Below are 22,562 nucleotides of genomic sequence, written 5' to 3'. Positions count from 1 at the left end.
TCAGGTCGCCCCGGCGGACCCCCCGTAGGTCATGCTGGAGGAGTCATCCTCGCCCCACCCGCCGGGAGGTTTCAACTGTGACGGCCAACCGACCCTCTGCCCTGGATTTCGCCCAGATCCTGCGCGCCCGGCAGGAACTGGAGGAGCAGGCCAGGGCCTACCTGGCCGAGCTTCAGGTCCAGCTCAAGGTGATGCTCGAAGCACGCGGCTATCAGGAGGTCACCGTCAAACCGCTCGACGCTTCGGCCAATGATGAGGTGGCGGCCGCCGTGACGACCGTCGTTCTGGCGCGCCTGCCGCTCGAAGGTTTGAAGAGGCCGGTCTTCCGGGTTCAGGCCCCGCTCACGGTCACCTACGCCGGGCAACTGGCGGTGCAGGGAGCGCAGATCAACAGGTTCATGATCACCGAGCCCTTCGCGCAGCCGTTTTCCACGAACCCCCCCGAGATGGCCGACCGGCTGGTCCAGTTCCTCTCCGAGCGGTACATGGCCCACCTGCTTCAGGCGGGACAAGACTCCCCGCAGGGCTAGGTCAGGTCACCCGCCCAGGCGGACCGCCTGCCCCTGCTCCTGGGACCGGTAGGCGGCCAGGACGACCCGCAGCGCCTCATACCCCGCGTTCCAGTCCGCCCCCAGAGAGGGCCCCTCGCCCGTGCAGAGGCCCAGAAAGTCGGCCAGCATGAGCGCATTCAGGTCGGGGCCGTAGCCGAACCAGTGCCGCCCGGTCGTCCCGGTCACGCTCAGCGACTCGGCGAACACGTCCAGGCTCTGCATGCCCCGGGTGCCGGTCACGTCGAGCCGCAGGTGTCCCCAGCGGGGATAGCTTCCCGGTCGACTCCAGGAGGGGTCAATCGTCGCGCTTGCTCCCGAGGCGAGGCTCAGGGTCACCAGCCCGGCCGCGTCCACCCCGGCGTGTTCCGGGAGGACCCATTCCGGCACGGGGATCAGCCGGGCATATACGCCCCTCACCCGCTCGCCGAGCAGGTGCAGCAGGTCGGCCAGGTGGATGATGTGGTCCATCCCCGCCCCACCACCCGCGAGCCGCGGGTCGCTGAACCAGCCCCGTTCCCGGTCCGGGCAGACGCTGTGGTTCACGCCGCTGTAGGCCAGGACGTTGCCCAAAAGACCCGCCTGGAGCATCCCGTGAAGTTGCCCTACCCCTGGGGAAAACCTCGCCGGAAAGGCCGTTCGGAACCCCACCCCAGCCCGCGCGCAGGCCTCGCCCATCGCCCGGGCGTCCTCCAGCGTGGTGGCGATGGGTTTCTCGCACAGAACGTGCGCCCTGACCCCGGCGGCAGCCTCGACCAGCGGGCGGTGCCGGGCGGTCTCGCTACAGACGATGACGCCCCGCGGTTCCGCGTCCAGAAGCTGTTTCAGGGGCAGGTGGGCCAGCCCCGTCCGGGCCGCGAACTCGGCGGCGAGGTGCGGGTCCTCCTCGCTGAAGCCGAGGGGCTGGACGCCAGGGTGGGTCGTGAGCCACGTGGCGTAGGCGTCCGCATGGACGTGCGCGACCCCCAGCAGGGCGAGGCGAACGGGGGTCATGCATCCTCCACGGGGACGGGCTGACCAGCTCCCAGGCTGCGCCGCACGGCCAGGCTCAGCGCGAGGGCGGTCCGGGCATCCTCCGGCTCGACCAGGAAGGGCCGCCCCTCCTCGATGGCGCGGTAGGCGTGTTCCAGTTCGGCGGCGTAGGGATCGCCCGCCAGGGCCGGGAGGGAAGCGCCCTCCTGGGGCAGGGGAGGGGGTAACGGACCATGTGATCGTAATGGTGAGGGAGCGTCCGAACTCCACTCGATCACGCCGAGGGTTCCGGCCAGGTCAAGGGCCGTTCGGAAGACCCCCGCGGGCGCGGCCCAGCCCCCCTCCACCAGGCTGATCGCCCCGCCCCGGTGCGAGAGGGTCGCCTGGACCATCACCCGCTCCTCCTGACGGCTCTCCACCGCGTACACCGTCCCCACCTCCCCCGCTACCCAGCGCGCATAGTCGAGGTCGTGAATCATGAGGTCGAGGGGCACGCCGCCGCTTTGCGACTCGTCGAGTAGCCAGCTTCCGGTCGTGGGCGGCGTCCCGACCCGGCTCAGGCGCAGGACGCGCGGCTCCCCGATGTCCCCGGCCTGGACCCTTTCCCACGCCGCGCGGTACTGGGGAAAGAACCGCAGGACATGCGCGACGAAAAGGCGAACGCCCGATGACTGGCAAGCCGCACTCATCTCGTCCGCCTCGGTCAGCGAGAGGGCCAGCGGTTTCTCGCAGATGACGTGGCACCCCACCCGCGCCGCCCGGACGGTGAGGTCGCCGTGCGTCGGCGTGGGCGTGCAGAGGTCCACAATGTCCACCCGCTCCAGCAGTTCGTCCACCTCCGCGCAGGGATGCAGGCCGAACTCGGCGGCGAACTGCTGAGTCCTCTCGTCTGGGGCGTACACGCACGTCAGGACACCGGGCAGCGTCCCCCAGCCCCGGGCATGGGTCCGCCCCATCAACCCCGCGCCGATCAGGCCGACCGTCGGGCGGCTCACTTCAGCGCCCCGCCGGTAATGCCGCTGACGAGTTGCCGCGAGAAGATCACGTACAGCACCACGACGGGCACGATGGCGAGGGTCAGCGCCGCCAGCACCGCGTTGTAATCGTTCACGAACTGCCCCAGAAAGGCGCTCGCCCCCAGCACGATGGTCTTCGTCCGCTCCCCGGGGGCGAGGATCAGCGGGAACCACAGGTCGTTCCAGATCGGGATCATGGAGATCGCCGTCACGGCCCCCAGGGCGGGGCGGATCAGCGGTAGGGTCAGCCCGTAGATCCGGTACTCGCTCGCGCCGTCGATCCGCGCGGCTTCCTTCAGGTCACGCGGCACGCCGCGCATGAAGGAGGTCAACACGAAGACCGCGAGTGGGATGCCCTGCGCCGTGTACACCAGGATCAGCGCCCAGAGCGTGTTAACGAGGTGCAGGCCCACCATCAGGTTCAGGATGCCGACCGTCCCCAGCCGGATGGGCACCATGATCCCAACGGAGAGGTACAGCCCCAGCAGCGTGTTCAGCCGGAAGCGGTACTCGCTGAGCGCGAAGGCCGCCATGCTGCTCACGAGGAGGATCAGGAAGAGCGATCCCAGCGTGACGAGCAGGCTGTTCAGGAAGAACAGGGGAAAATTGGCCGAACTCGCCAGCGTCCGGTAGCCGTCCAGCGTGAAGGTGCCGCCGTTGGGAAAGGCGAAGGGGTGCGAGAAGATCGTCAGCCGGTCCTTGAAGGAATTGACGATGATGAGCAGGGTGGGCAGTGTTGCCAGCAGGCTGTAGAAGATCAGCACCAGATGGCCGAGCACCTGTGAGGAGCGGTTCAGGAGCGGCACGCCAGCGGCACTCACAGCTGCACCTCCGTCATCCGCCGCTGCCAGGCCACGAGGTAGACGAGCAGCCCCGCCAGGATCACCGCGAGCATCACGCCCGCCACCGCCGCGCCCATGTAGGGGTCACCGGGCTGGAGCTGGTAGCCGAAGAAGGTGCGGTAAAACAGCGTTCCCAGGATGTCCGAGGCGAAGTTCGGCCCGGCGATGGCGCCCTGGGTCGAGTAGATCAGGTCGAAGGCGTTGAAGTTCCCCACGAAGGTCAGCACGCTGACGATCCCCACCGTGGGCAGGATCAGCGGCAGTTGGATACGCCGGAAGATCGTCCAGCCCCCCGCCCCGTCCAGCCGCGCGGCCTCGTACAACTCGTCGGGAATGCGGACGAGCGCGGCGAGGAACAGCAGCATGGGGATGCCGATGTTCTGCCACACGCTGATCAGCGACAGGGTCGGCAGCGCCGTGTTCGGCAGCCCCAGCCACGGCTGGTCGAGGTGCTCCAGTCCCAGCGGCGTCAGCAGCGCGCGTTGCACCCCCCACGCTGGATTCAGGATCAGCTTCCACGCGAAGCCGATGATGACCACCGACAGCACCGTCGGCGTGAAGAGCAGGGTGCGGTAGACCGCGCTCCCCCGCAGCCGGAAGCTTAGCAGCACGGCGAGGAGCAGCCCCACTGGATTCTGCACGAGCATGTGGATCAGGAAGAACACGACGTTGTTCCGCAGCGCGTTCCACAGGGGCTGCGCGTACAGCTCACTTCCCAGCAGCTTCTGGTAGTTCGCCAGCCCCACGAAGGCCGCCCGTCCCCCCGCCTGGTTGTTCAGCGACAGCCACAGCGAGGACAGGATGGGGTAGATCATCACCACCGTGTAGATCAGCACGGCGGGCGCCAAGAACACGGCGATGTGCCAGGGAAAGGGGCGGCGCCGCTTGACGCGGGTATAGGACGGGGTGGAGGACAGGGAAGTATGGGCCATGCGGTCATCCTCGAATGGGGGACAAGGCCCGGCCCAGCGCGAACCGGGCGGGCCTTGCGGGAGATGAAGCGGCCTACTTGCCCTTCTGCGGCGCGTACCAGGACGCCAGGTTCTTCTGCACCATGTTGGCGGCGGCCTGCGGCGTCATGCTGCCGTTGAGCACCTGCGAGGAGACGTTCCACAGGTCGTTCTCGTTGTTCGGGTTGGCGTTGCGCGACAGGATCTGGTACGACGAGCGGAAGCTCTTGCCGCACTGGGAGCGCCACTTCAGGAACTCCTGCGCGACGGGGTCCTTCACCGTGTACTTCACGTTCGCCAGCGGGAAGAAGCCGGGCAGGGCGTTTGCGTACAGGCTGGCAAAGGCGTCGGACGCCACCCAGTTCAGGAAGGTCCGCGCCGCCGCCTGGTTCTTGCTCGCCGCGTTGATGCCCATGCCGATGTCGGGGTGGTCGTCGATCACGCATTTCTTCCCGGCGATGGAGTACGGGGGGAAGGCCCCCAGCTCCAGCCCCGGGTTCATCTGCCGGAAGGTGCCGATGTCCCAGCTGCCCGCCGGGTAGATCACGCCGCGCCCCTGCGCGAAGAGGTTCTGCGCGTCGGGGTAGGCGAGCGCCTGGTAGCCCTGCGGCAGGTAGTCCTTCCACTTCGCCAGCGAGGTGAACGCCTGGAGGAAGCCGCCCTTGTTGTACTGCGCCGTCCCGCTGATCAGTCCCTTGCGGCCCTTTTCCCCCTCCCAGAGCGTCGGGCCGATGTTCTGATAGCCCATCGTGGCCGACTCCCACTGGTCCTTGGTGCCCATCACCAGCGGGGCGTACTTGCCGCCCTGCTTGATCTTGGCGAGGGTGCTCAGGAAGGCCGCCTCGGTGGTGGGCGCGCTCAGCCCCAGCTCCTTGAAGAGCGCCTTGTTGTACAGGAAGCCGTGGATCACCGAGGCCATCGGCACGCAGAAGGTGGTCTTGCCGTCGTCGGTGGACCAGGCGGCCTTGGCGACCGCGTCGAAGTTCTTCAGCCCGGGCAGATTATTCAGGCTGACGAGCCGCTTAGCCTGGTACAGCTCCAGGCTCTTGTCGAAGGGGCGGCAGGTGATCAGGTCGCCCGCCGTGCCCGCCTTGAGCTTGGCCTCGACCACGGCGTTGTACTCAGTGGGGGCGGTCGGCGAGAAGACCACATGGATGTTCGGGTACTGCTTCTCGAACGCCGGGATGATGCTGTCGCGCCAGACCTTGAGGTCGTCGTTGCGCCAACTCTCGATGGTGAGGGTGGTCTTCTGCGCCCCGGCCAGGCCGGACAGGAGCAGGAGGGAAAGCGGCAGACCCAGACGTTTCATGGAAACCTCCCCAAACGATGCACGAGGGAGGCGTGGAACCTCCTGTGCCGACCAGAACGCGAAGATTGTGATGAAGCTTAATAATACATATACTCCGTGGTCACAATTCGGTCAACAGCGGGAGCGGGTTAAAAAGGATTGTTACCCCGAGCGCCAGCGAGGGGCCCAGGGCGGCGGGTGGGGGATGCCTCGCTACCGGCTCAGCAGAACAACGTCGTGCCTAAGGGGTGAGGATGGGCCGTTCGACCCGGTAGACGTCGCACCCCGTCAGGATGAGGCTTTGACGCGGACCTCTGCGGCGGCGATCCTGCAAAGAACTCTACGTTGAGAAGTGGAGGTTCACACGCCCAGCCGCTCCGCCAGCGTCCGCACGTCCCCGCCCGTGAGAACGGAGCCGTGCCCGACATACACCTCCCGCGGCTCCAGGTTGGCGATCTTGCGGACCGTGCGCCGGGTCTGCTCCTGGTCCTCGTTCAGGAAGCCCGGGGGCAGGGCGGCCCGGCCCCGCCGCGAGCCCACGGCGTCCGCCGCGATCATGACCCCCTCACGCATCAAGCCGATCTGCCCCGGAGCGTGGCCCGGCAGATGCACCACCTGCCAGCCCATCAGCGAGTCACCCTCCTCCAGCGTCTGGAGGGCGGCGCGCGGCACCGGGGGCACGGGGAACTTCATGAGCCGCCCCAGCACCGGGATGCCCAGCGGTGGCCGGGGAAGGTCGCCCGTCAGGTACGGCACGTCCAGCGGGTGCGCGTAGATGGGCAGGGCGAGTGATTCCCACAGGTGCCGCGCGCCGCCCGCGTGGTCGGGATGGTGGTGCGTGAGGAGGACGGCCCGGACCCCCTCCTCGCGCGCCCAGGCGAGCACCTGCTCCTGAGTCCGGCCCAGGCCGCTGTCCACCAGGAGGGGCCCGTCCCCGGTCCGCAGGAGATAGGTGTTGGCGCCGAAGGTCCGGTATTCGAGCATGGCTGAGTCTGACATTCCCGGCGGGGGAACTGGATGGGGCGGCTCAGGTGGTGCCGGGTTCCATCTCCCCGAAGATGTACCGGTCCAGAAAGGCGTTGCGGAACTTGCCCCGGGGGTCGGACCTCTCCAGCAGGCGCCGGAAGTCCGGCAGCTTCCCGAACAGTCCGGGCAGCACCTCGGGGGCCACCGTGAACACCTTGCCCCAGTGGGGGCGGGCACCGAAGGGGGCGAGGGCCGCCTCCAGCCGCGGGAGGAAGGCCCGGACCGCCGCCTCGTCCCGGTACCACGTGAAGTGGATGCCGACGCAGGGCTGCCGGTAGAAGGGGCTCATCCACAGGTCGTCGGCAGCGACACTCCGGACCTCCGAGACTTGCAGGAGGGGCGCCATCTGCTCGCTCAAAGCATGGATGGCCCGGAAGGCGGCGAGGGCATGCTGGCGGGGCACGAGGTACTCGCTTTGCAGTTCCTCGCCGCTGCTGGGGGTGTACTCCAGCCGGAAGTGCGGCAGGCGCTCGTGCCAGGGTCCGGGCACGCCCATCTGGGGGGTGCAGTTCACGGGCGAGATGCCGGGGATGGGATGCCGGTCCTGCGGGGCGGGCACGGCGCCGAACCATTCGCGCGGAGGCTCGAGGGGGGCCCGCCCCGTCACTCGCCGCTTGAGCCAGACCTGATAGAAGCGTGGGTGCCGCCAGTCGGTGAACAGGCTGACGCTGTCGGCACTCGACATGACGGCGTCGAAGTGGTCCTCCAAAGCCTCCAGCGCCAGGTTCTCGTACACGTCCTGCCGCATCTCGAAGGTGGGGATCACGTCCAGCGTCAGCCGGGTGACCACGCCGAGGCCCCCCAGCCCGACGACCATGCCGGGAAAGGTTTCCGGGTCCCCGTCGCGGGAGACGGTGACGATCTCTCCGTCCGCCGTGACGAGTTCCAGGCTGGAGACGGCCGTGGCGAGGTTGCCCACCCGGTCCCCCGAGCCGTGCGTCGCCGTCGCGCACGCGCCCGCCACCGAGATGTGCGGCAGCGAGGCCAGGTTGGGCAGCGCGTAGCCCTGGCCGTGCAGGAAGCGGCTGAGTTCCCCGTACCGGATTCCGCCCTCGACCGTCACGGTGCCCTGCTCGCGGTCGAGTGACACGACGCGGTTCAGGTGTTCCAGCGAGAGCATGGTCGCGCCAGTATCCGCGATGCCGTTGAAGGAATGCCGGGAGCCCAGCACCTTCACCCTCTCGGCGCGGCGGACCTGTTCCTGCACCTCCTCCACGCCGCGGGGACAGTGCCAGTTCGCCGCGTGGTACGTGTAGTTGCCCGCCCAGTTCCGCTGCTCGGTCATCGGTCGCCTTCCTCCGTAGTTTGGACCATACCGCGGAGGAGCGCCGTCAGACTCTCTCTCAACGCGGCCGCGAAGTCCACGTGCAGGGCGCCCAGTCCCGTCGTCGCCAGCGCCTCCCGCACGGCGGGGGAGGGCTCGCTCAGGGGTTGCAGCCCCGCGACGAGGGCCTGGGTGTACGTGAGGAGGGCGGGGCCGCTCCCCCCCGGCAGTCCGGGCAGGGCCGCCTCCAGCAGGGGTGCGGTCACCGCCAGCCGCGAGGCGACCCAGGTTTTGTGCTCGGCGGCCCGAGTTGCGGAGACGTTGTGTTCGAGCAGCCCGGCCAGCAGCGGGATCAGGCGGGCGAGCGCAGGCCGCTCGGTGATCAGGGTGGCGAGCAGCGTGGCGAGGCTGGGCGGCGTGTGGGTCCCGCCCAGGCGCAGGTGCCGGTCGAGCGCGTCGAACCATTCCCCCAGCAGGCGCTCGTACAGGCTCAGGAACAACTCTTCTTTGGTGGCGAAATAGGCGAACAGCGCGGGCTTGGTCAGGCCCACCCGCGCTGCGATATCCGCCAGCGTCACGTCCGGGTAGCGCCGCTCCTGCCACAGGGTCAGCGCCTCGTCGAGAATGCGCCCCCGCCGCTCCAGCTTGGACTCCGGCGTGCGGGCACGAGTCTGGATAACCACGGGTCAACTATAGCTGAGGGAATCCATTCCTGCCAGCTTGGAGAGTGCAGGAGGTCGACTGAATGAATAGCTTGACAAACTAACCCTGGGTAATTAAGAATAACTAACCAAGGGTCAGTAACCCTCGCCCTTCCCTCAGGAGGTTCCCCTATGACCCAGACACAGAAGACGACACTCACCCGCACCGCCCTCGTCACGGGCGCGAGTGGCGGCATCGGTGAAGCCCTGGCCCGCGGGCTCGCCACCCGAGGAATCGACGTCATCCTGGTTGCCCGCACGGAGAGCAAGCTTCAGGCCCTGGCGCGCGAGCTGGAGGCGGCCCACGGGGTCCGGGCCTTTCCCGTCCCGCTCGACCTGACCCTGCCGGACGCGGGGGAGCGGCTGGAGCGCGAGGTCGGGGAGCTGGGCCTGACGGTCGATTTTCTGGTGAACAACGCGGGGTTCGCCTCCTACGGCGAGTTCATCACCAGCGACCCGGGGCACGAGCGGGACATGATCCAGGTCAACGTGGTGACCCTGACCGACCTGACCCGCCGCTTCCTGCCCGGCATGGTGGCGCGCGGCCGGGGCCGGGTGCTGAACGTGGCGAGCACCGCCGCGTTCATGCCCGGGCCGCTGATGGCCGTGTACTACGCCACCAAGGCCTACGTGCTCAGCTTCTCCGAGGCGCTGAACGAGGAGGTGCGCGGCAGCGGCGTGAACGTCACGGCGCTCTGCCCCGGGCCCGTCGAGACGGGCTTCCAGTCGCGCGCCCGCCTAGAGGAGAGCCGACTGCTCCAGGGCCGCGAGATCATGGGTCCCGGGGAGGTGGCCCGCGAGGGGATCGACGCCATGCTGCGCGGTCAGGCCGTGCGGGTGGTGGGCCGGGCGAATCAGCTCCTCGCGCTTACGCCCCGGTTCCTGCCGCGCGCCCTCGTCCCCGGCCTGGTTAAGCGGGCGCAGGACCGGGCGCACTGAGGGGCAAAGGGCTACGGCCATCCGCGATTGGCTTGGCGCTGCGTCCGGGCGGCGGGACGGGGGCTACTTCTGAAGCGGGATGAGCGCCACCATCATCACGTACCCGCTGGCTTGGCCGGGGGATGAGGGCTGCTCGGCCTGAACAGCCTCCCGGAACGCGCCGGACAGTTGACGCGCGGCCTGGTGCGCCCGCGCGTCTTCCAGATGCACGGTCATGTCCGAGAACACGAGCGGCCTGCCGTCGGGCATGACTTCCGGCGGCAGGTCCGTCGTCCACACCGCCCCGTTCTCACCCAGCAGGAGTGCGTTGCCGGAAAGGCCGTGGGCGTGGAGCGCCGCCGCGTAGGCGGAGGTCAGCCGGGCGAACAGCGGCCTGCCCTGCGCGGCCACCCGCTCCTCCAGCGTGGCGTAGGGCGTGACGCCGAACGGCACGAAGTAGGCGTCGTGGACCGAGCGGTAGACCTTGATCGACCGCCCCCCCCGGGGCCTCACCTCCACCACCTTCAGGAGGCCCGCCGCCAGCATGACCTTGACCCGGTAGAGCATCGTGTTCAGCGCGCAGCCCACGATGTCGGCGGCCTCCCCGACCGTGCGGTCCCGGGCCAGGAAGGGCGCGAAGAACGCCTTGCCCGTCGGGTCCGTCAGGATTGCGGCCTGGCGAGGGTCGGTCACCTGGTGGAAGCTAGGTGAATCGGGAAGTGTCATTTGCAGTAGCGTAACCCGCACCGTGGCGGCATGGCTCCTGACCGCCCGCTGCTCCTTCAGGCCAGCTTCGCCCGGGTGTGGTGGGCTGGGCTGATCTCGTGGGTCGGGAACGGCGCGCTCTTCATCGCGCTGCCCGTCCAGGTGTACGGCGAGACGGGGTCCGCGCTGGCGACCGCCCTGGTGCTGATGGCGGGGGCCGTCCCGCCCGTAATCGTGGGTCAATTCGCGGGCGTGCTGGTGGACCGCCTGGACTACCGCCGGGTGCTCGTCTGGGCGAACGTGGGGATGGCCGTGGTGACGCTCGGCTTTCTGCCCGCCGCGCACGCCCCGTGGCCGCTCATGGCCCTGGTCGGCTTCCTTGCGTCAAGTATCGGCCAGTTCCTCGGCCCGGCGGAGAACGCGCTGCTGCCCACCCTGCTGGGGCGGGAGCGACTGGGGGAGGCGAACAGTCTGAACGCGCTGAACAACAACCTGGCGCGCCTGATCGGCCCGGCGCTGGGGGGTCTGGTGCTGGCGCGGCTGGGCTTCCCGGCGGTGATCCTGCTCGACGTGCTGACGTTCGTGGTGGCGGCGCTGCTGCTCGCGGGGGTGGTGGGTGAACCGGTGGAACGAGTTCCCCGACCCGAACGCGTCGCCTTCCTCCGCGAGTGGCGCGAGGGGCTGGCGGTTGTGACGCACAACTCCACCCTGCGCGTGATCTTCATCGTCGTGGCGGTCGTCGCCTTCGGCGAGGGGTTCATCTCCACGCTGATGGCGCCCTTCGTCCGGGACATCCTGGGCGGGGACGGGCAGGCGCTCGGCCTGATCATGTCGGCCCAGGCGCTCGGTGGGGCCGCGGGAGCATGGGTGGTCGCGCGGGTGGCCGACCGCTGGTCCGCCCTGCGCCTGCTGGCCCTCGGCGCCCTAGGAAGCGGGCTGCTGCGGGTGCTGATGTTCAACTACGCGCTGGTCTACCGGGAGGTCTGGCCCGCAGTGGCGCTCACCGCCGTCGCCGGGTTGCCGTTCGCGATCTTCGGCACGGCGCAGGGCCTGGGCCTCCAGAGGGCCACTCCGCAGAAAGCCCTCGGGCGGGTGTTCAGCGCCAGCTACGGGCTGATGGGCCTCACCATGCTGCTGGGGATGGGCGTCTCGGGGGTCCTGGGCGACCGGGTGGGTGCGCTGGTGATCAACGTGGACGCGGCCACCTACCTGCTCGCCGGACTGATCGCCTGGCGGGCGGTGCGGGGGCGGGATTCGGGTCGGGGCCACGAGGTGGCGGGTTGAGGTGGGGCGGATTCAGCCGGGCCACAGCCGGGGGACAGGTCGGCCTCAGCCCCGCCCCCTATTTCCCGAGCGCCTGCTCGCGGGCCAGGCGCCCGACGCCCTGGCCGTGTACGCCGCCCCGGTGGACCTGAAGATCGTGCGGGCCGAGCCGGGCCGGGTCATCCTCACCCCCCCCGAGCCCGTCCTGATCGTTGTGGCGAGTTACCGCAACGAAGTCGCCAGCCTCCAGTTCTACGGCAACTTCACCCTGGGGGCGCTGGAGGACTTCTACCTGCCCTTCCTCCGGGCGCAGGGCTTCGTCGAGACCGGGGACGTTCGGGAGGGGGGCACCGAGGCCACCTTCCACTTCGCCCACGCAGGCGAGCGGTTGACGGTGGAACTCCAGGTCTCCCCGACCACCGACACCTCGCGCGTGGACCTGCGGTACCGGCCCTGAGGCGGTGATCTCCTCCGCGGCCTGTTCTGCCCGAAGGCCTGGCCGTTTCTCACGCGGTCTCCCCGGCATTCTCACGCGGTCTCCCCGGCAAGGGTGCGGCGGTGGGCCGCGACGAGGTCGTACACCCGGGGGAAGTCCGGGTCGATGGCGAAGTGGAAGCCGTCCCAGTAGCCGTCGCGCCCCGGGTCGTAGCGGCGGGGGGGCGGCAGGCCCGCCTCCAGGGCCGCGCCCTTCATGTGGCGGCGGAGCCTCACGCGCAGCTCCTCGGGGGATGTGCGGCGCACCTCCTCGCGAGTGACCTCCGGGAGAATCCGCAGCCCCACCGGCTGCCCGTAGCGCAGCGCCGGGGTGAAGGGGTGCTCCCACACACGGTGTGTGCCGGTCAGGGCCACCGGCAGGATTGGCAGGCCCAGGTGCCGCGCGAGGGCGAAGGCCCCCCGCTGGAAATCCGTCTCCAGGCCCAGCACGGTGCCCTGCGGAAAGAGGACGAGGCTTTCGCCCCCCGCCGTGATCGCCCGCGCCTGCTCAAGCAGGTGACGGTACCCCCCGGACCCGCTCTCCGGGTCAATGCTCACGTGCCCCAGCCGGGTGATCGCCGGGCCGACCCCGGGCCAGGTAAAGATCTCCTCCCGCGCGACGAACCGCAGGGGTAACGGCAGGTGCAGCAGGGCGAGCACGTCGGCGATGCCCTCGTGCAGGGCGGCCACCAGGTACGGGCCGCAGCCCACGTGCTCATGGCCCTGGATCTGAAGCCGCACCCGCAGGTGACCGAGCAGCCGGGCGCTCAGCCGCTTCTGCACGGCGTCCCGCTCCTGCGGGGACAGGTTCGCGGGCAGAGCGCTGACCTCCCGCACCGATTGCCACAGCAGGGCGCGGCCCCACCCCGTGAAGCGCAGCCAGTCCGCCGCCGAGCGGGGCCGGAAGTGGAGGGTGGGGGGTGATGGGGGAGCCTCAAAACGCAACGGTGACCTCGGGCGGCTCCCAGCATGCCTCATCCCGGGCGGGCCAGAAGTCAAATGGGCGACAGAGTGGGCGGGCCGGTGCCGCCCCTACTCGGCCGCGAGTGCTTCCGGACCCGCCCCAGCCCTCCAAGTCTCCGCCCCTTGCGCCGTCACCCCGCAACCCCCTATCAAGGGCTGTATGGCTGCCAACCTGAACGTCGCCCTCGAGCGCCTGCAAGAGATCGGGCGGGACGCGATCGCCGCCCTGCCCAACGTGCTGATCGCGTTGGTCGTGCTGCTGGTGTTCTGGCTGATCGACCAGGCCACGCGCGGCCTGGTCGATCGGGTGTGGGGGCACCGGGAGGGCAACCTGGGGCGGCTGTTCGGGCGCCTCGCCCCGGGGGCCGTCTGGTGCTGGGCGTGCTGATGGGGCCCACCATCGTCTTCCCCTCGGTCACGCCCGCCAACCTGTTCAGCCTGCTGCGGGTCGGCGGCGTCGCCATCGGGTTTGCCTTCCGCGACATCCTGCAAAACCTGCTCGCGGGCATCCTGCTCCTGATCACCCGCACCTTCCGCATCGGTGACCAGATCGTCGTGGGGGAAGCCGGGGGCACGGTGGAGGACATCCAGGTGCGCGCCACGATCATCCGCGCCTACGACAACGTGCGGGTCGTGATTCCCAACACCGACCTCCTCACCGACCGGATCACGGTCGAGACCGCCTACGAGGTGCGCCGGTTGCAGTACGACGTGGGGATCGGGTACGGCGACGCTATCTCAGAGGCCAAGCGGGTGATTCACGAGACGCTGTCGGGCCTGAAGCTCATCCGTCAGGACCCCGCCCCGGAAGTCCTCGTGGTGGACCTGGCCGAGAGCAGCGTGAACCCGCGGGTGCGCTGGTGGATCGACCCGCCCCGGCGCAAGGACGCCCTGCTCGCTCACGGGATCGATCTGCCCTTCCCCACCCGGCAGGTTCTGCGGCACGACCAGACCGAGGAGACCGACGGCGACTGGCAGCGGCAGCGGGAGGGCTGGCCCGCCGGGCAGGACGAGGTGCCGCAGACCCGCTGGCGGGTGCTGGGCGGGAAAGACCCCTCGTGAGCGGGCGGCTGGTCGCGCTCTGGAACAGCGTGCAAGGCAGCTTCTGGTTTCTGCCCGCCGTCATGGCGCTGGGGGCCGCGCTGCTCGCCGAGGGGGCCGTGAACGTGGACGAGCGGGTGAGCCCGGGCGCCCTGCGCGGCTTCGCCTGGGTCTACGCCGGGAGCGCGGATGGGGCGCGGTCCATGCTGGGGGCCATCGCAGGCTCGGTGATCGGGGTGGCGGGGACGACCTTTTCCATCACCATCGCCGCCCTGTCGCTGGCGAGCAGCCAGATGGGTCCGCGGCTGCTGGAGCACTTCACCCGCGACCGGGGCAACCAGCTCACGCTGGGCACCTTCATCGCCACCTTCGCCTATGCCCTGCTCGTCCTGCGGACGGTCCGCAGTGGGGACGAGAACCTTTTCGTGCCGCACCTCGCCGTGACGCTGGGGCTGGGGCTGGCCCTGCTGAGCCTGGCGGTGCTGATCTACTTCATCGCCCACATCGCCGGGGGCATCAACGTCGGGCACGTCATCCGGCTGGTGTCGCGCGAACTCGAAGGCACCATCGGGGAGCAGTTTCCGGGGCGGGACGGGCCTGCCCCGCCCACCGTCCCCGTGCCCACCGAAGCCCCCGCGGAGGAGGTCCGCGCGCGGGACGGGGGCTACCTCCAGGCCCTGGACACAAGGCGGCTGCTGCGGCTGGCCCGGGACCAGGGCGCGGTGATTCGCCTCACCGTGCGGCCCGGCGACTTCGTGTTTCCCGGCATGGTCGTCGCCCACACCTCCCCGGCGGCCGTCGCGGGCGTGCGCGATTCGCTCGTCACCGGCCCCCGGCGCACCTCCCGGCAGGACGTGGAATTCACCGCGCGGCAGCTCGTGGAGGTGGCGGTGCGCGCCCTGTCCCCCGGCGTCAACGACCCCTTCACCGCCATCGCCGTCCTCGACCACCTGGGGGCGGCCCTGTGCCAGCTCAGCGCGCGGGACATGCCCCCGGGCGAATTCTGGGCAGATGGCAAACTCCGCCTCGTCGTTCCGGTCACGAGCTACGCCGGGCTCACCGACGTGATGTTTCACCAGATCCGGCAAAACGGGGCCTCGCACCCGGCGGTGATGCTGCGGCTGCTGGAGGTGCTCGCCGCCGTGGCGGAGCAGGAACGGGCGCCGGAGCGGCGGGCCAGCCTGCGGCGCCATGCGGACCTCGCCCTGCGCGCGGCCCTGCGGGAGACCGGGGAGGAGGCGGACCGCCGGGAGCTGGAGGAACGGCACGGCCGCGTGCTCCGGGTCCTGGGCCGTGAGGACGGGAGCAGCGGGGAAGCCCAGCCTCACCACCCCTGAGGAAGCCCGGAGGGGGAGCAGGGGGAGCGTCCGACCTTCAGCCGCCTTGAGGCCAGGCCCTCCTCCCCCTCACGCGGGGCTGCTGTCATCAGCGCATGAACGAGTCTGGCGCCCCAGCCCGCTAGGAGCCGAACAACCCGGAGGACCGCCGCGCCCGCATCTCCCGTCTGGTGGAGGAGGGCCGCGAGGCCGAACTCGACGAGGACGACTACCAGTTCGCCATCGAGAACGGTCTGATCGAGGGCTGAGCCCCCGCCCGGTTCCCCGCGTCACGCCCGCTCCAGTCTGCCCGTCTGGGGAAGGTGCCGGGCCGCCCCTGGCCCCCGCCCGTCATCACCGAGATGGTGCCGCCGGATTCCAGGATAGCGAACTGCACGTTGCTCACGTCGTCCACGCCCTGGCTGCGGAGTTTCTGCTCCGGCGATTGCCGGGAGACGCGCGCCCGGCGCGTGGCCTGGAGCGGGCGATGAAGATCGTCAGCGCGTAGAGCAGCAGCGCGGGGAGGACGACCCGGACGGGAACTCCAGGGACCAGCCACCCTGCGGCGTGAGGATGTCCCGCAGTACCGAGAGCAAGATGTCCATAGGTCACCTTACCGGGCGGCCCGGCGGAAGGGCGATCACGTCCCCGCCGCCTCCCGCTCCCCCCGCCAGGCGAAGAAGAACACCAGCGCGCCCAGGAGGACCGTGCCCACCCGGAACAGGGCGACCGCGGCAAGGGCGACGGCGGGCGTGATCTCCGGCCCCGCGACGAACTCGCCCTGGAGGCCTTCCGGGACGGCCCGCGGGCAGGTTCTACGCCACGAGCCGCGGTCCGGCCTACCCGTCTCCGGCGACCCCCGCCGCCTCAAGCAGCTCGTCCTGATCCTGCTGGACAACGCCCTGAAGTACACGCCGCCCGGCCGGGCCGTCGAGCTGGGCCTGGAGGGGGACGGGGCGGAGGTGAGGCTGGTCGTCCGCGACGAGGGGGCGGGCATTCCCCCCGGCGACCTGCCGCACGTCTTCGAGCGTTTCTACCGGGCTGACCCCGCGCGGGCGCGTGACCCGGGCGGCACGGGCCTGGGCCTCCTGGATCGCCCAGCAGCACGGGGGCCACGTCTCGCTCACGAGCACGCTGGGAGAGGGCATCCGGGTGGAGGCGGTGTTTGCCCGGGACCTGGGGCCTCCTGATTCCCCGATTGAGCGGCCCCGGGGCTGACCCGGCTGCTCAGGCCCGGGCAGAGGGAATGGACACCTCGAAGGTGAAGTGGGTGACGTCCGGCCGTGTCTCATCCGGTGAGGCCACGAGGGGTGCGCGGGTATGCCGCGGCAGCACGTACTCCCAGAAGTGGCGGGTGAAGGGGTTGCGCTGGAGGGACGAGACGGACCAGCGGCCCGGGTGCTGGCGCAGGACCTCGCCGATCACCGAGGCCCCGAGGCCTTGACCCTGGTAGGGCCGCAGCACGCAGAACTCCTCCAGCACATGCCAGGGCGGGGGGCCGAGCCTGTCCTGGCGGCGCCGGACCAGCGCAAAACCGACGGGCTGACGCTCCAGTTGGAACAGGTACGGGAAATGCCCCTCGTCCTGCCAGTAGGCGTCGAAGGCCGGGTAGGGGTACTGGCCCGCTCGTCGGGAACGGCGCCGAGAACGGGGCTGAGTTCATGTAGGTACAGTTGCAGCAGGTTCCACACCAGGGGTCTGTCCGGCCCTTCCGCCCGCCGCACCGCGTACCCGGAAAGACGGCCCGGTGAAGCTCCTGCCCGGCCCGGCCCGCCGGGCGCCAGCCCCCGCGCCGCCAGGACGGTATTCCACCGCGACAGGGTTTCCACCAGCAGCAGGCGGTCCTCGGCGAGCTCCGTGATGAGCACCCGCGTGATCTCGTCCAGGCGCCGCGCCCCCAGCTCGGTCAGGCGCAGTGTGGTCCCTTGGCGCCGTCCCCCGGCCGAGACCCGGGTGAGCAGCCCCGCCTGCTCGGCCCGCTGCGACAGCCCGACCACACTGTTGTGCGCGAGGTGCAGTTCCTCGGCGGCGGTGCCGATGTTGATCTCCCCGCCCCGCGCCGCCGCCAGGAGCACCAGCAGCGAGAACTGCTGGGGCGTGAGGCCCGCCTGCTGGATGCGCTCGCGCTGTGCCTGGGTGAACCGGCTCAGCTCGCACCGGAATGCGCTGTACACCCGGTAGTGCGAGGGGGAGAGCTGGGGGCGTGGGGAAGTCATGCGCCCAGTGTGCCTGACGGTTGAATGCGCGGGCCGTCGAGCCAGGCAACAGGAGGCCTCGACCTCTCCGCTGAGGAATTCAGGGCCCTGACAGCCAGCCTCGGGGCGTTGCATTCAGCCGCACTTGACAGGTCACGCGGAACGGACGTGAGGCGGAGCGGATCGAGAGCCCTGGGGGAACCGGGAAACGCCAGCCAGAAATACGAGTTGGATCGGCACCACCGACCTTCGCTGGGGGTGTGCGCACAGGCCCCGTTCTCCGGGCGCGACACGGGTCATCAGGTGGGCACAGGAGCTTGAACGATGGGTCAAGTGCTGGCGGGCGTGGACCTGACCCCATCCCCCAAGGATGAAACCATGAGCGATCCGAAGAATCTGCATTCGGCCGAGCCCATCAAGTCGGTCGGGGAGATCGAGCGGGAGACGGGCGGCGCCGCCACGTCCACGACCGAACAGGAGCAGGACGACCGCTCGCTGCTCGGCACCCTGGTCGCGCCCTTTGTCAGCCCCGACGGGGGTGCCCGGCAGGACTCGACGACCGCCGCCCGCAGTGAGACCACCGAGAATTCCGAGGGGTGAGGTTTCCCTGCCGGGCCTGAGGGATCAGGGCCAGGACGAAGTGTGGAACATGCGGGCCTGGGTCGGGGATCTGGCCCACCGCCGCCTGCTGCCCCTCTCCCCTCTATGGACTCCGTCCAAGACCGGCAGTCCCTTGTCCCCGAATGCCGTTCTGGCTTCTGGCAACATCGCCCGGCATGAGGAAGTGCCCGCCGCGCTCGGCTGAGTCCTGGCGTTGACCCCCGGACTTTCGAAGGCTGTCGTCCTCACCGCCTTCCTGGCTGGGGCATCAACGTGTTCAGGGGGAGCTGCCCTGGGGCTGGGGGAGCCGCTTCTGGCCGTTTTTCATCGGCATTGTGGGTTACGCCGCCCTGCTGCTGGCGGTCTGATGCGTTCCCCCGCCCCACCCGGGCTGATACGGTGCCCCCATGTCCCAGCGGTCCGAAGCCGAGAACCTGCACCGCGAGCGGTTGGAACTGCTGCGGCACCTCGACCGCCTGACCGACGGCCCCATGACCGTCCTGGGGTTCGTGTGGTTAGGGCTGCTCGTCCTGGACCTCACGCGCGGCCTCACCCCGGGGCTTCAGCTCCTGAGCGACGTGATCTGGGTGCTGTTCGTCCTCGACTTCCTGCTCTCCTTCACGGTGGCGCCCGACAAGCGCGCCTACCTGCGCTCGAACTGGCTCACGCTCGTCTCGCTGCTGCTCCCCGCTCTGCGGGTGCTGCGGGCGATCCGGGCGCTGCGCGTCTTGCGACTGCTACGGGCCACCCGGTCCCTGAACCTGGTGCGGCTCCTGACCTCCCTCAACCGGGGCTTCCGCGCCGCCGGGCGGGCCGTTCGGCGCCGGGGCGTGGGCTACGTGGCGCTGCTCACGCTGCTCGTCGCGCTGGCGGGCGCGGCGGGGATGCTCGCCTTCGAGGACGTGCCCGCCGCTCGGGAGAGCGGCCTGACCGGGTACGTGTCCTGGCTGTGGTGGACCGCGATGATCCTCGTGACGATGGGCTCGGACTACTTCCCGAAGACGGCGGAGGGCCGCGCCCTGACCTGGCTGCTCGCCCTGTACTGCTTCGCGGTGTTCGGCTACATCACGGCGTCCGTTGCCAGCTTCTTCGTGGGCCGCGACCAGGACGCGGACGGGGACGAGGAGGTCACGAACGCTTCCCTGGAGCGCGAACTCCGGGCGCTGCGGCGGGAGGTCGCGGCGCTGCGGGAGGCCCCGCCGAACCGGAACGGGGAAGAGGGTGGGTCCTGACTGAGCTGACCCGCGTGACGTGATGAGCCTGCCTCCCGAGAGACCCCCGACTCCCCACGGACCGTGGGGCGGCGCAGGGGGTCCATCACCCGCTGGATGTGCCCAGTGTTCGAGTTGATCCACGGCTCGCCCCGGCCCCCGTGCTGGGACAACCTCACCCCGTGCAGGGCAGAGATCCCTCCCCCGGAGTCCAGGTGAACGCCTCGTTCACGGCGGTTCGGGAGGCCCCCGGCGTGGGCGCCCCGGTCGGGACGTACATCACCCCGCCCACCACCGCCGCGCCCGTTCCGTGTCGGGCGGTCGGCAGGGGGGCTATCCGGGTCCAGCAGTTGCGACTGGGGTCGTAGGCCTCGTTCTGGCTGAAGGTGCCCCCCGGCCCCTCCCCCCCGAGGACGAGGAGCCTCCCGGCGAGCACCGCCGCCGCGACGCCGCTCCGGGGCGTGGGCAGCGGGGCGAGGGGAGTCCAGCGGTTCGCCCCCGGGTCGTAAGCCTCGTGTGCGCCCGTGTTGCGGGTGTACGTTTCGAGCCGTCCGGCCACTGCGTGAATTCGTCCGTTCAGTGCGGCGACCGCGAGGTGATCGCGGGGGGTGGGCAGCGGCGCGAGCCTCGTCCAGGTGTTCGTGGCCGGGTCGTACCGCTCGTTGGCCCCGGTGTCCGCCCGGTCCCGGCCCCCGACCGCGTACAGCTTCCCACCCAGCACCGCGACTCCCAGGGCACCCCGGGCGGTGGGCATGGGTGCCCTGGCCCGCCAGCGGTCCGTCCCGGGGTCGTACTCGAACACGTCCGCCACCCCCCGCCCGGTCGTGTGGTCGTACCCGCCCACGAGGTACAGCCGCCCGCCCAGCCCGGCGGCCCCGACGTGGTGCAGGGCGCGGGGCAGGGGGGCCCGCAGCCGCCAGGTGTCCGCCCCCGGGTCGTACTCCGCGTGCAGCCGCCCGTTTCCGCTGTAGCCGCCCAGCACGTGGACGCGGCCCCCCACCCCGGCGACGCCCACCTCGCCGTCGGCCAGCGGAATGGGGGCCCGGGTGGACCACTGGCCCGGTTCCTGAGCGCGTTCTCCTCGCAGGGCCAGGCTTCCGGCCAAGGCGAGCCCCACCGCGAGGGCGAGTCCGGCGAGCGGGCGACGAACGGGATGGTCACGCATGGGGCGCCTCCGCCCCGAGTGTACGTTGGCCCGGTGCCCGCCCTAGTCGCTCTGGACGATGAACGGCCTTCTGGGCCATGCTGGCCGGGTGAACGTCCCCCCTCCCTCTCCGGAAGCGCCCGATGCCGCGCGCTGAGACCCCCACGCCCCGGGTCTCGGTCCTGATGCCCACCTTCAGGCAGGCGGCCTTCCTGCCGCGCGCCCTGGAAAGCCTCCTCGCCCAGACGCTGACCGACTGGGAACTGATCGTCGTGGACGACGGCTCGCCGGACGACACCGCCGAGGTCCTGGCGCCCTATCTGGCGGACCCCCGCATCCACCTGATCCGCTTCGAGCGCAACCGCGGCCTGGGCCACGCCCTCAACGTCGCCACCCGGGAGGCGCGGGGCACCTACCTCGCCTACCTCCCGTCCGACGACGTGTACTACCCCGACCACCTCCAGACGCTGGCCGAGGTGCTGGACGCCCGGCCGGAGGTGGACCTCGCCTACGGGGGCGTGCGCTGGGCGTACTGGAATTACGGCCCTACCCTGCGCGGCGAGGAGGCCGTGGGCCGCGAGGCGGAGGTGATCGCTTCCCCCCCGGCGGCGAAGCGGGGTGAGCGCGTGCCGAGCGGCAACCCCCTGGCCCCCGTGCAGGTGATGCACCGCCGCCGCCTGGAGGGCGCCGTGCGCTGGACCCCCCGTGAGGAGGAGGTCTCGGACCGGCTGGAGCTGAACTTCTGGCGTGACCTGCTCGCGCAGGGGGCGCGCTTCGCCTATGCCGGGAAAGTGACCTGCGAGTGGGTCGACCACCCCGACCAGCGGCACAAGATCATCGCGGGCTTCGTCGGCGGGCTGTCGCGCTACCGGGCGCACTACGGGGTGGGGGAGGACGTGTGGCTCAACTTCCAGCCCTCGCGCGGGATGCGGACGGACGAGCGCGAGCGCTACGGCCCCTTCGCCACGCCGCGTCCCGGCTCCGCCCGGAATGGCCTGCACATCCTGCTGGTGGGGTCGCTGGGCTTCAACCCCGAGCGCGTCACGGCCCTGGAGGCGCTGGGGCACCGGCTCTCGGCCCTGTGGCTCCCCAAGACCGAGACCTGGGACGCGGCGGGGCCCTTTCCCTTCGGCCACATCGAGACGCTGCCCTTCGACGCGGCCTGGCGCGAGCGGGTCCGGGCCGCCAAGCCGGACGTGATCTACGCGCTGCTCAACTGGCAGGACCTCGCCTTCATTCACCAGATTCTGGGGGCCGACCTGGGCATCCCGGCCGTCTTCCACTTCAAGGAGGGCCCCTTCATCTGCCTGGAGCACGGCCTGTGGTCCACCCTGATCGAGGTGCTGGAACGCGCCGACGGGCACGTCTTCATCAGCCCGGAAAACCGCGAGTGGTTCCGGCTCGCCACAGGGGGCCGCTTTGCCGATAAGCCCACCCTGTTGCTCGACGGCGACCTGCCCAGCCGGGTGTGGATGACGGACGAGTGGGCGCCCAAGCTCTCGGAGCGGGACGGCCAGCTTCACACGGTCTGCGCGGGGCGGCCGCTCGGGATGGTGCCGTGGAGCGAACTGGCGGCGGCGGGCATCCACGTCCACTTCTACGGGGCGCAGTTTCACGAGTGGTTCCCCAACTGGTCGCGCGAGGGGCTGGAGACGGGCCTGATGCACCTCCACCCCACGGTGACCCCGGCAGGCTGGGTGCGCGAGCTGTCGCAGTACGACGCGGGCTGGGTGCAGATTTTCGACTCGCGCAACGGCGGCGACCTGCGCCGGGCGGACTGGGACGACCTCAACCTGCCCGCCCGGCTGGGCACCTACGCGGCGGCGGGCCTGCCCTGGCTGATGCGCGACAACCGCCATTCCCTCGTCGCCATGCAGACCCTGGCCCAGAAACACGACTTCGGCCTGTTCTTCCGCGACTTCGCGGACGCCGCCGCGCAACTGCGCGACCGCCCCCGCCTCGCGCAGCTCACCGCCAATACCCGCGCCGCCCGGGATGACTTCGCCTTCGAAACGCACGCGACCGCCCTGGTGGCCCTGTTCCGGCAGGCTATCGCGCGGCGCCACGAGGCCGCGGTCGTGCCGTTGCCCTCGGACTGAGGTTCACCATCCGGGGTCATGTCCAC

24 protein-coding genes are annotated in these 22,562 nt (G+C 70.4%); 11 read left to right on the top strand and 13 right to left on the bottom strand.

Annotated elements, in window-relative coordinates:
- Positions 1-77: 77 nt before the first annotated feature.
- Positions 78-530, top strand: a complete 453-nt coding sequence (locus F784_RS0107520; RefSeq protein ID WP_019586109.1) for a hypothetical protein — start codon at positions 78-80, stop codon at positions 528-530.
- Between the two features lie 6 nt (positions 531-536).
- Here F784_RS0107520 and F784_RS0107515 read toward each other — a convergent pair whose 3' ends face one another.
- The 8 genes from F784_RS0107515 to F784_RS0107480 all read right to left on the bottom strand — a co-directional run bounded on the left by F784_RS0107515 (position 537) and on the right by F784_RS0107480 (position 8,589).
- The gene (locus F784_RS0107515; protein ID WP_019586108.1) at positions 537-1,541 is read right to left on the bottom strand and encodes a Gfo/Idh/MocA family protein; all 1,005 of its coding nucleotides are present in this window, start codon (positions 1,539-1,541) and stop codon (positions 537-539) included.
- A complete protein-coding gene (locus F784_RS0107510; protein WP_019586107.1) occupies positions 1,538-2,515 on the bottom strand; it encodes a Gfo/Idh/MocA family protein in 978 nt (325 codons plus the stop codon). The genes F784_RS0107515 and F784_RS0107510 overlap by 4 nt, the downstream gene beginning before the upstream one ends.
- Entirely contained in the window at positions 2,512-3,357 is an 846-nt protein-coding gene (locus F784_RS0107505) for a carbohydrate ABC transporter permease (protein ID WP_019586106.1), read from the bottom strand. Before F784_RS0107505 ends, F784_RS0107510 begins: the two co-directional genes overlap by 4 nt.
- Positions 3,354-4,310 carry a carbohydrate ABC transporter permease gene (locus F784_RS0107500; protein WP_019586105.1) on the bottom strand — a complete coding sequence of 319 codons (957 nt, stop codon included), beginning with the start codon at positions 4,308-4,310 and terminating at the stop codon, positions 3,354-3,356. The genes F784_RS0107505 and F784_RS0107500 overlap by 4 nt, the downstream gene beginning before the upstream one ends.
- Positions 4,311-4,383: 73 nt before the next feature.
- Entirely contained in the window at positions 4,384-5,637 is a 1,254-nt protein-coding gene (locus tag F784_RS0107495; RefSeq protein ID WP_019586104.1) for an ABC transporter substrate-binding protein, read from the bottom strand.
- 339 nt (positions 5,638-5,976) lie between these two features.
- Positions 5,977-6,600, bottom strand: coding sequence for an MBL fold metallo-hydrolase (locus tag F784_RS0107490; protein ID WP_019586103.1), 624 nt, complete (start codon positions 6,598-6,600; stop codon positions 5,977-5,979).
- A 43-nt stretch (positions 6,601-6,643) separates the two neighbouring features.
- The gene (locus tag F784_RS0107485) at positions 6,644-7,927 is read right to left on the bottom strand and encodes an FAD-binding protein (protein ID WP_019586102.1); all 1,284 of its coding nucleotides are present in this window, start codon (positions 7,925-7,927) and stop codon (positions 6,644-6,646) included.
- The gene (locus F784_RS0107480; RefSeq protein ID WP_019586101.1) at positions 7,924-8,589 is read right to left on the bottom strand and encodes a TetR/AcrR family transcriptional regulator; all 666 of its coding nucleotides are present in this window, start codon (positions 8,587-8,589) and stop codon (positions 7,924-7,926) included. The genes F784_RS0107485 and F784_RS0107480 overlap by 4 nt, the downstream gene beginning before the upstream one ends.
- A gap of 150 nt (positions 8,590-8,739) precedes the next feature.
- On the opposite strand from F784_RS0107480, the gene F784_RS0107475 reads away from it, so the two are divergent.
- Complete coding sequence (locus F784_RS0107475) at positions 8,740-9,546, top strand: SDR family NAD(P)-dependent oxidoreductase (RefSeq protein ID WP_019586100.1); 807 nt, start codon at positions 8,740-8,742, stop codon at positions 9,544-9,546.
- A 63-nt stretch (positions 9,547-9,609) separates the two neighbouring features.
- On the opposite strand, the gene F784_RS24455 is transcribed toward F784_RS0107475, so the two are convergent.
- On the bottom strand, positions 9,610-10,218 hold the full coding sequence (locus F784_RS24455; protein ID WP_169405659.1) for a winged helix-turn-helix domain-containing protein: 609 nt from the start codon (positions 10,216-10,218) through the stop codon (positions 9,610-9,612).
- A 63-nt stretch (positions 10,219-10,281) separates the two neighbouring features.
- Here F784_RS24455 and F784_RS0107465 point away from each other — a divergent pair, with 63 nt between their 5' ends.
- Together F784_RS0107465 and F784_RS0107460 are read left to right on the top strand one after the other, a co-directional pair.
- A complete protein-coding gene (locus F784_RS0107465) occupies positions 10,282-11,514 on the top strand; it encodes an MFS transporter (RefSeq protein ID WP_019586098.1) in 1,233 nt (410 codons plus the stop codon).
- Between the two features lies 1 nt (position 11,515).
- Positions 11,516-11,950, top strand: coding sequence for a hypothetical protein (locus tag F784_RS0107460; protein ID WP_019586097.1), 435 nt, complete (start codon positions 11,516-11,518; stop codon positions 11,948-11,950).
- A gap of 71 nt (positions 11,951-12,021) precedes the next feature.
- On the opposite strand, the gene F784_RS0107455 is transcribed toward F784_RS0107460, so the two are convergent.
- Positions 12,022-12,912: a lysophospholipid acyltransferase family protein gene (locus F784_RS0107455; protein ID WP_019586096.1), complete on the bottom strand. Its 891-nt coding sequence runs from the start codon at positions 12,910-12,912 to the stop codon at positions 12,022-12,024.
- A 178-nt stretch (positions 12,913-13,090) separates the two neighbouring features.
- Here F784_RS0107455 and F784_RS26785 point away from each other — a divergent pair, with 178 nt between their 5' ends.
- Genes F784_RS26785 through F784_RS0107445 form a run of 3 tightly spaced genes read left to right on the top strand, consistent with a single transcriptional unit; the run spans position 13,091 to position 15,308 of the window.
- Entirely contained in the window at positions 13,091-13,318 is a 228-nt protein-coding gene (locus F784_RS26785) for a mechanosensitive ion channel family protein (protein WP_211211883.1), read from the top strand.
- Complete coding sequence (locus F784_RS22545) at positions 13,303-13,992, top strand: mechanosensitive ion channel family protein (protein ID WP_211211882.1); 690 nt, start codon at positions 13,303-13,305, stop codon at positions 13,990-13,992. The genes F784_RS26785 and F784_RS22545 overlap by 16 nt, the downstream gene beginning before the upstream one ends.
- Entirely contained in the window at positions 13,989-15,308 is a 1,320-nt protein-coding gene (locus tag F784_RS0107445; protein WP_019586095.1) for a DUF2254 domain-containing protein, read from the top strand. Before F784_RS22545 ends, F784_RS0107445 begins: the two co-directional genes overlap by 4 nt.
- A 208-nt stretch (positions 15,309-15,516) precedes the next feature.
- On the opposite strand, the gene F784_RS25205 is transcribed toward F784_RS0107445, so the two are convergent.
- Positions 15,517-15,846 (bottom strand): YetF domain-containing protein, encoded by a 330-nt coding sequence (locus F784_RS25205; protein ID WP_083939167.1) that lies wholly within the window; start codon positions 15,844-15,846, stop codon positions 15,517-15,519.
- Positions 15,847-15,994: 148 nt separating this feature from the next.
- On the opposite strand from F784_RS25205, the gene F784_RS25200 reads away from it, so the two are divergent.
- Entirely contained in the window at positions 15,995-16,477 is a 483-nt protein-coding gene (locus tag F784_RS25200) for a sensor histidine kinase (protein ID WP_169405658.1), read from the top strand.
- A 37-nt stretch (positions 16,478-16,514) separates the two neighbouring features.
- Here F784_RS25200 and F784_RS0107425 read toward each other — a convergent pair whose 3' ends face one another.
- Positions 16,515-16,850: a GNAT family N-acetyltransferase gene (locus tag F784_RS0107425; protein WP_245557786.1), complete on the bottom strand. Its 336-nt coding sequence runs from the start codon at positions 16,848-16,850 to the stop codon at positions 16,515-16,517.
- A gap of 956 nt (positions 16,851-17,806) precedes the next feature.
- Here F784_RS0107425 and F784_RS0107415 point away from each other — a divergent pair.
- Both F784_RS0107415 and F784_RS0107410 read left to right on the top strand, forming a co-directional pair.
- Entirely contained in the window at positions 17,807-18,082 is a 276-nt protein-coding gene (locus tag F784_RS0107415; protein WP_019586089.1) for a hypothetical protein, read from the top strand.
- Positions 18,083-18,489: 407 nt separating this feature from the next.
- Entirely contained in the window at positions 18,490-19,314 is an 825-nt protein-coding gene (locus tag F784_RS0107410; protein WP_019586088.1) for an ion transporter, read from the top strand.
- Positions 19,315-19,468: 154 nt separating this feature from the next.
- On the opposite strand, the gene F784_RS0107405 is transcribed toward F784_RS0107410, so the two are convergent.
- On the bottom strand, positions 19,469-20,458 hold the full coding sequence (locus F784_RS0107405; RefSeq protein WP_019586087.1) for a Kelch repeat-containing protein: 990 nt from the start codon (positions 20,456-20,458) through the stop codon (positions 19,469-19,471).
- 122 nt (positions 20,459-20,580) lie between these two features.
- On the opposite strand from F784_RS0107405, the gene F784_RS0107400 reads away from it, so the two are divergent.
- Positions 20,581-22,536 (top strand): glycosyltransferase family 2 protein, encoded by a 1,956-nt coding sequence (locus F784_RS0107400; protein WP_019586086.1) that lies wholly within the window; start codon positions 20,581-20,583, stop codon positions 22,534-22,536.
- Positions 22,537-22,562: the final 26 nt, after the last annotated feature.

The organism is Deinococcus apachensis DSM 19763 (genome assembly GCF_000381345.1).
In the GTDB taxonomy this organism is placed as follows: Bacteria; Deinococcota; Deinococci; order Deinococcales; family Deinococcaceae; genus Deinococcus; species Deinococcus apachensis.
Note: the sequence above shows the minus strand (reverse complement) of the source record. Positions and strands in the feature narration are given on the sequence as shown.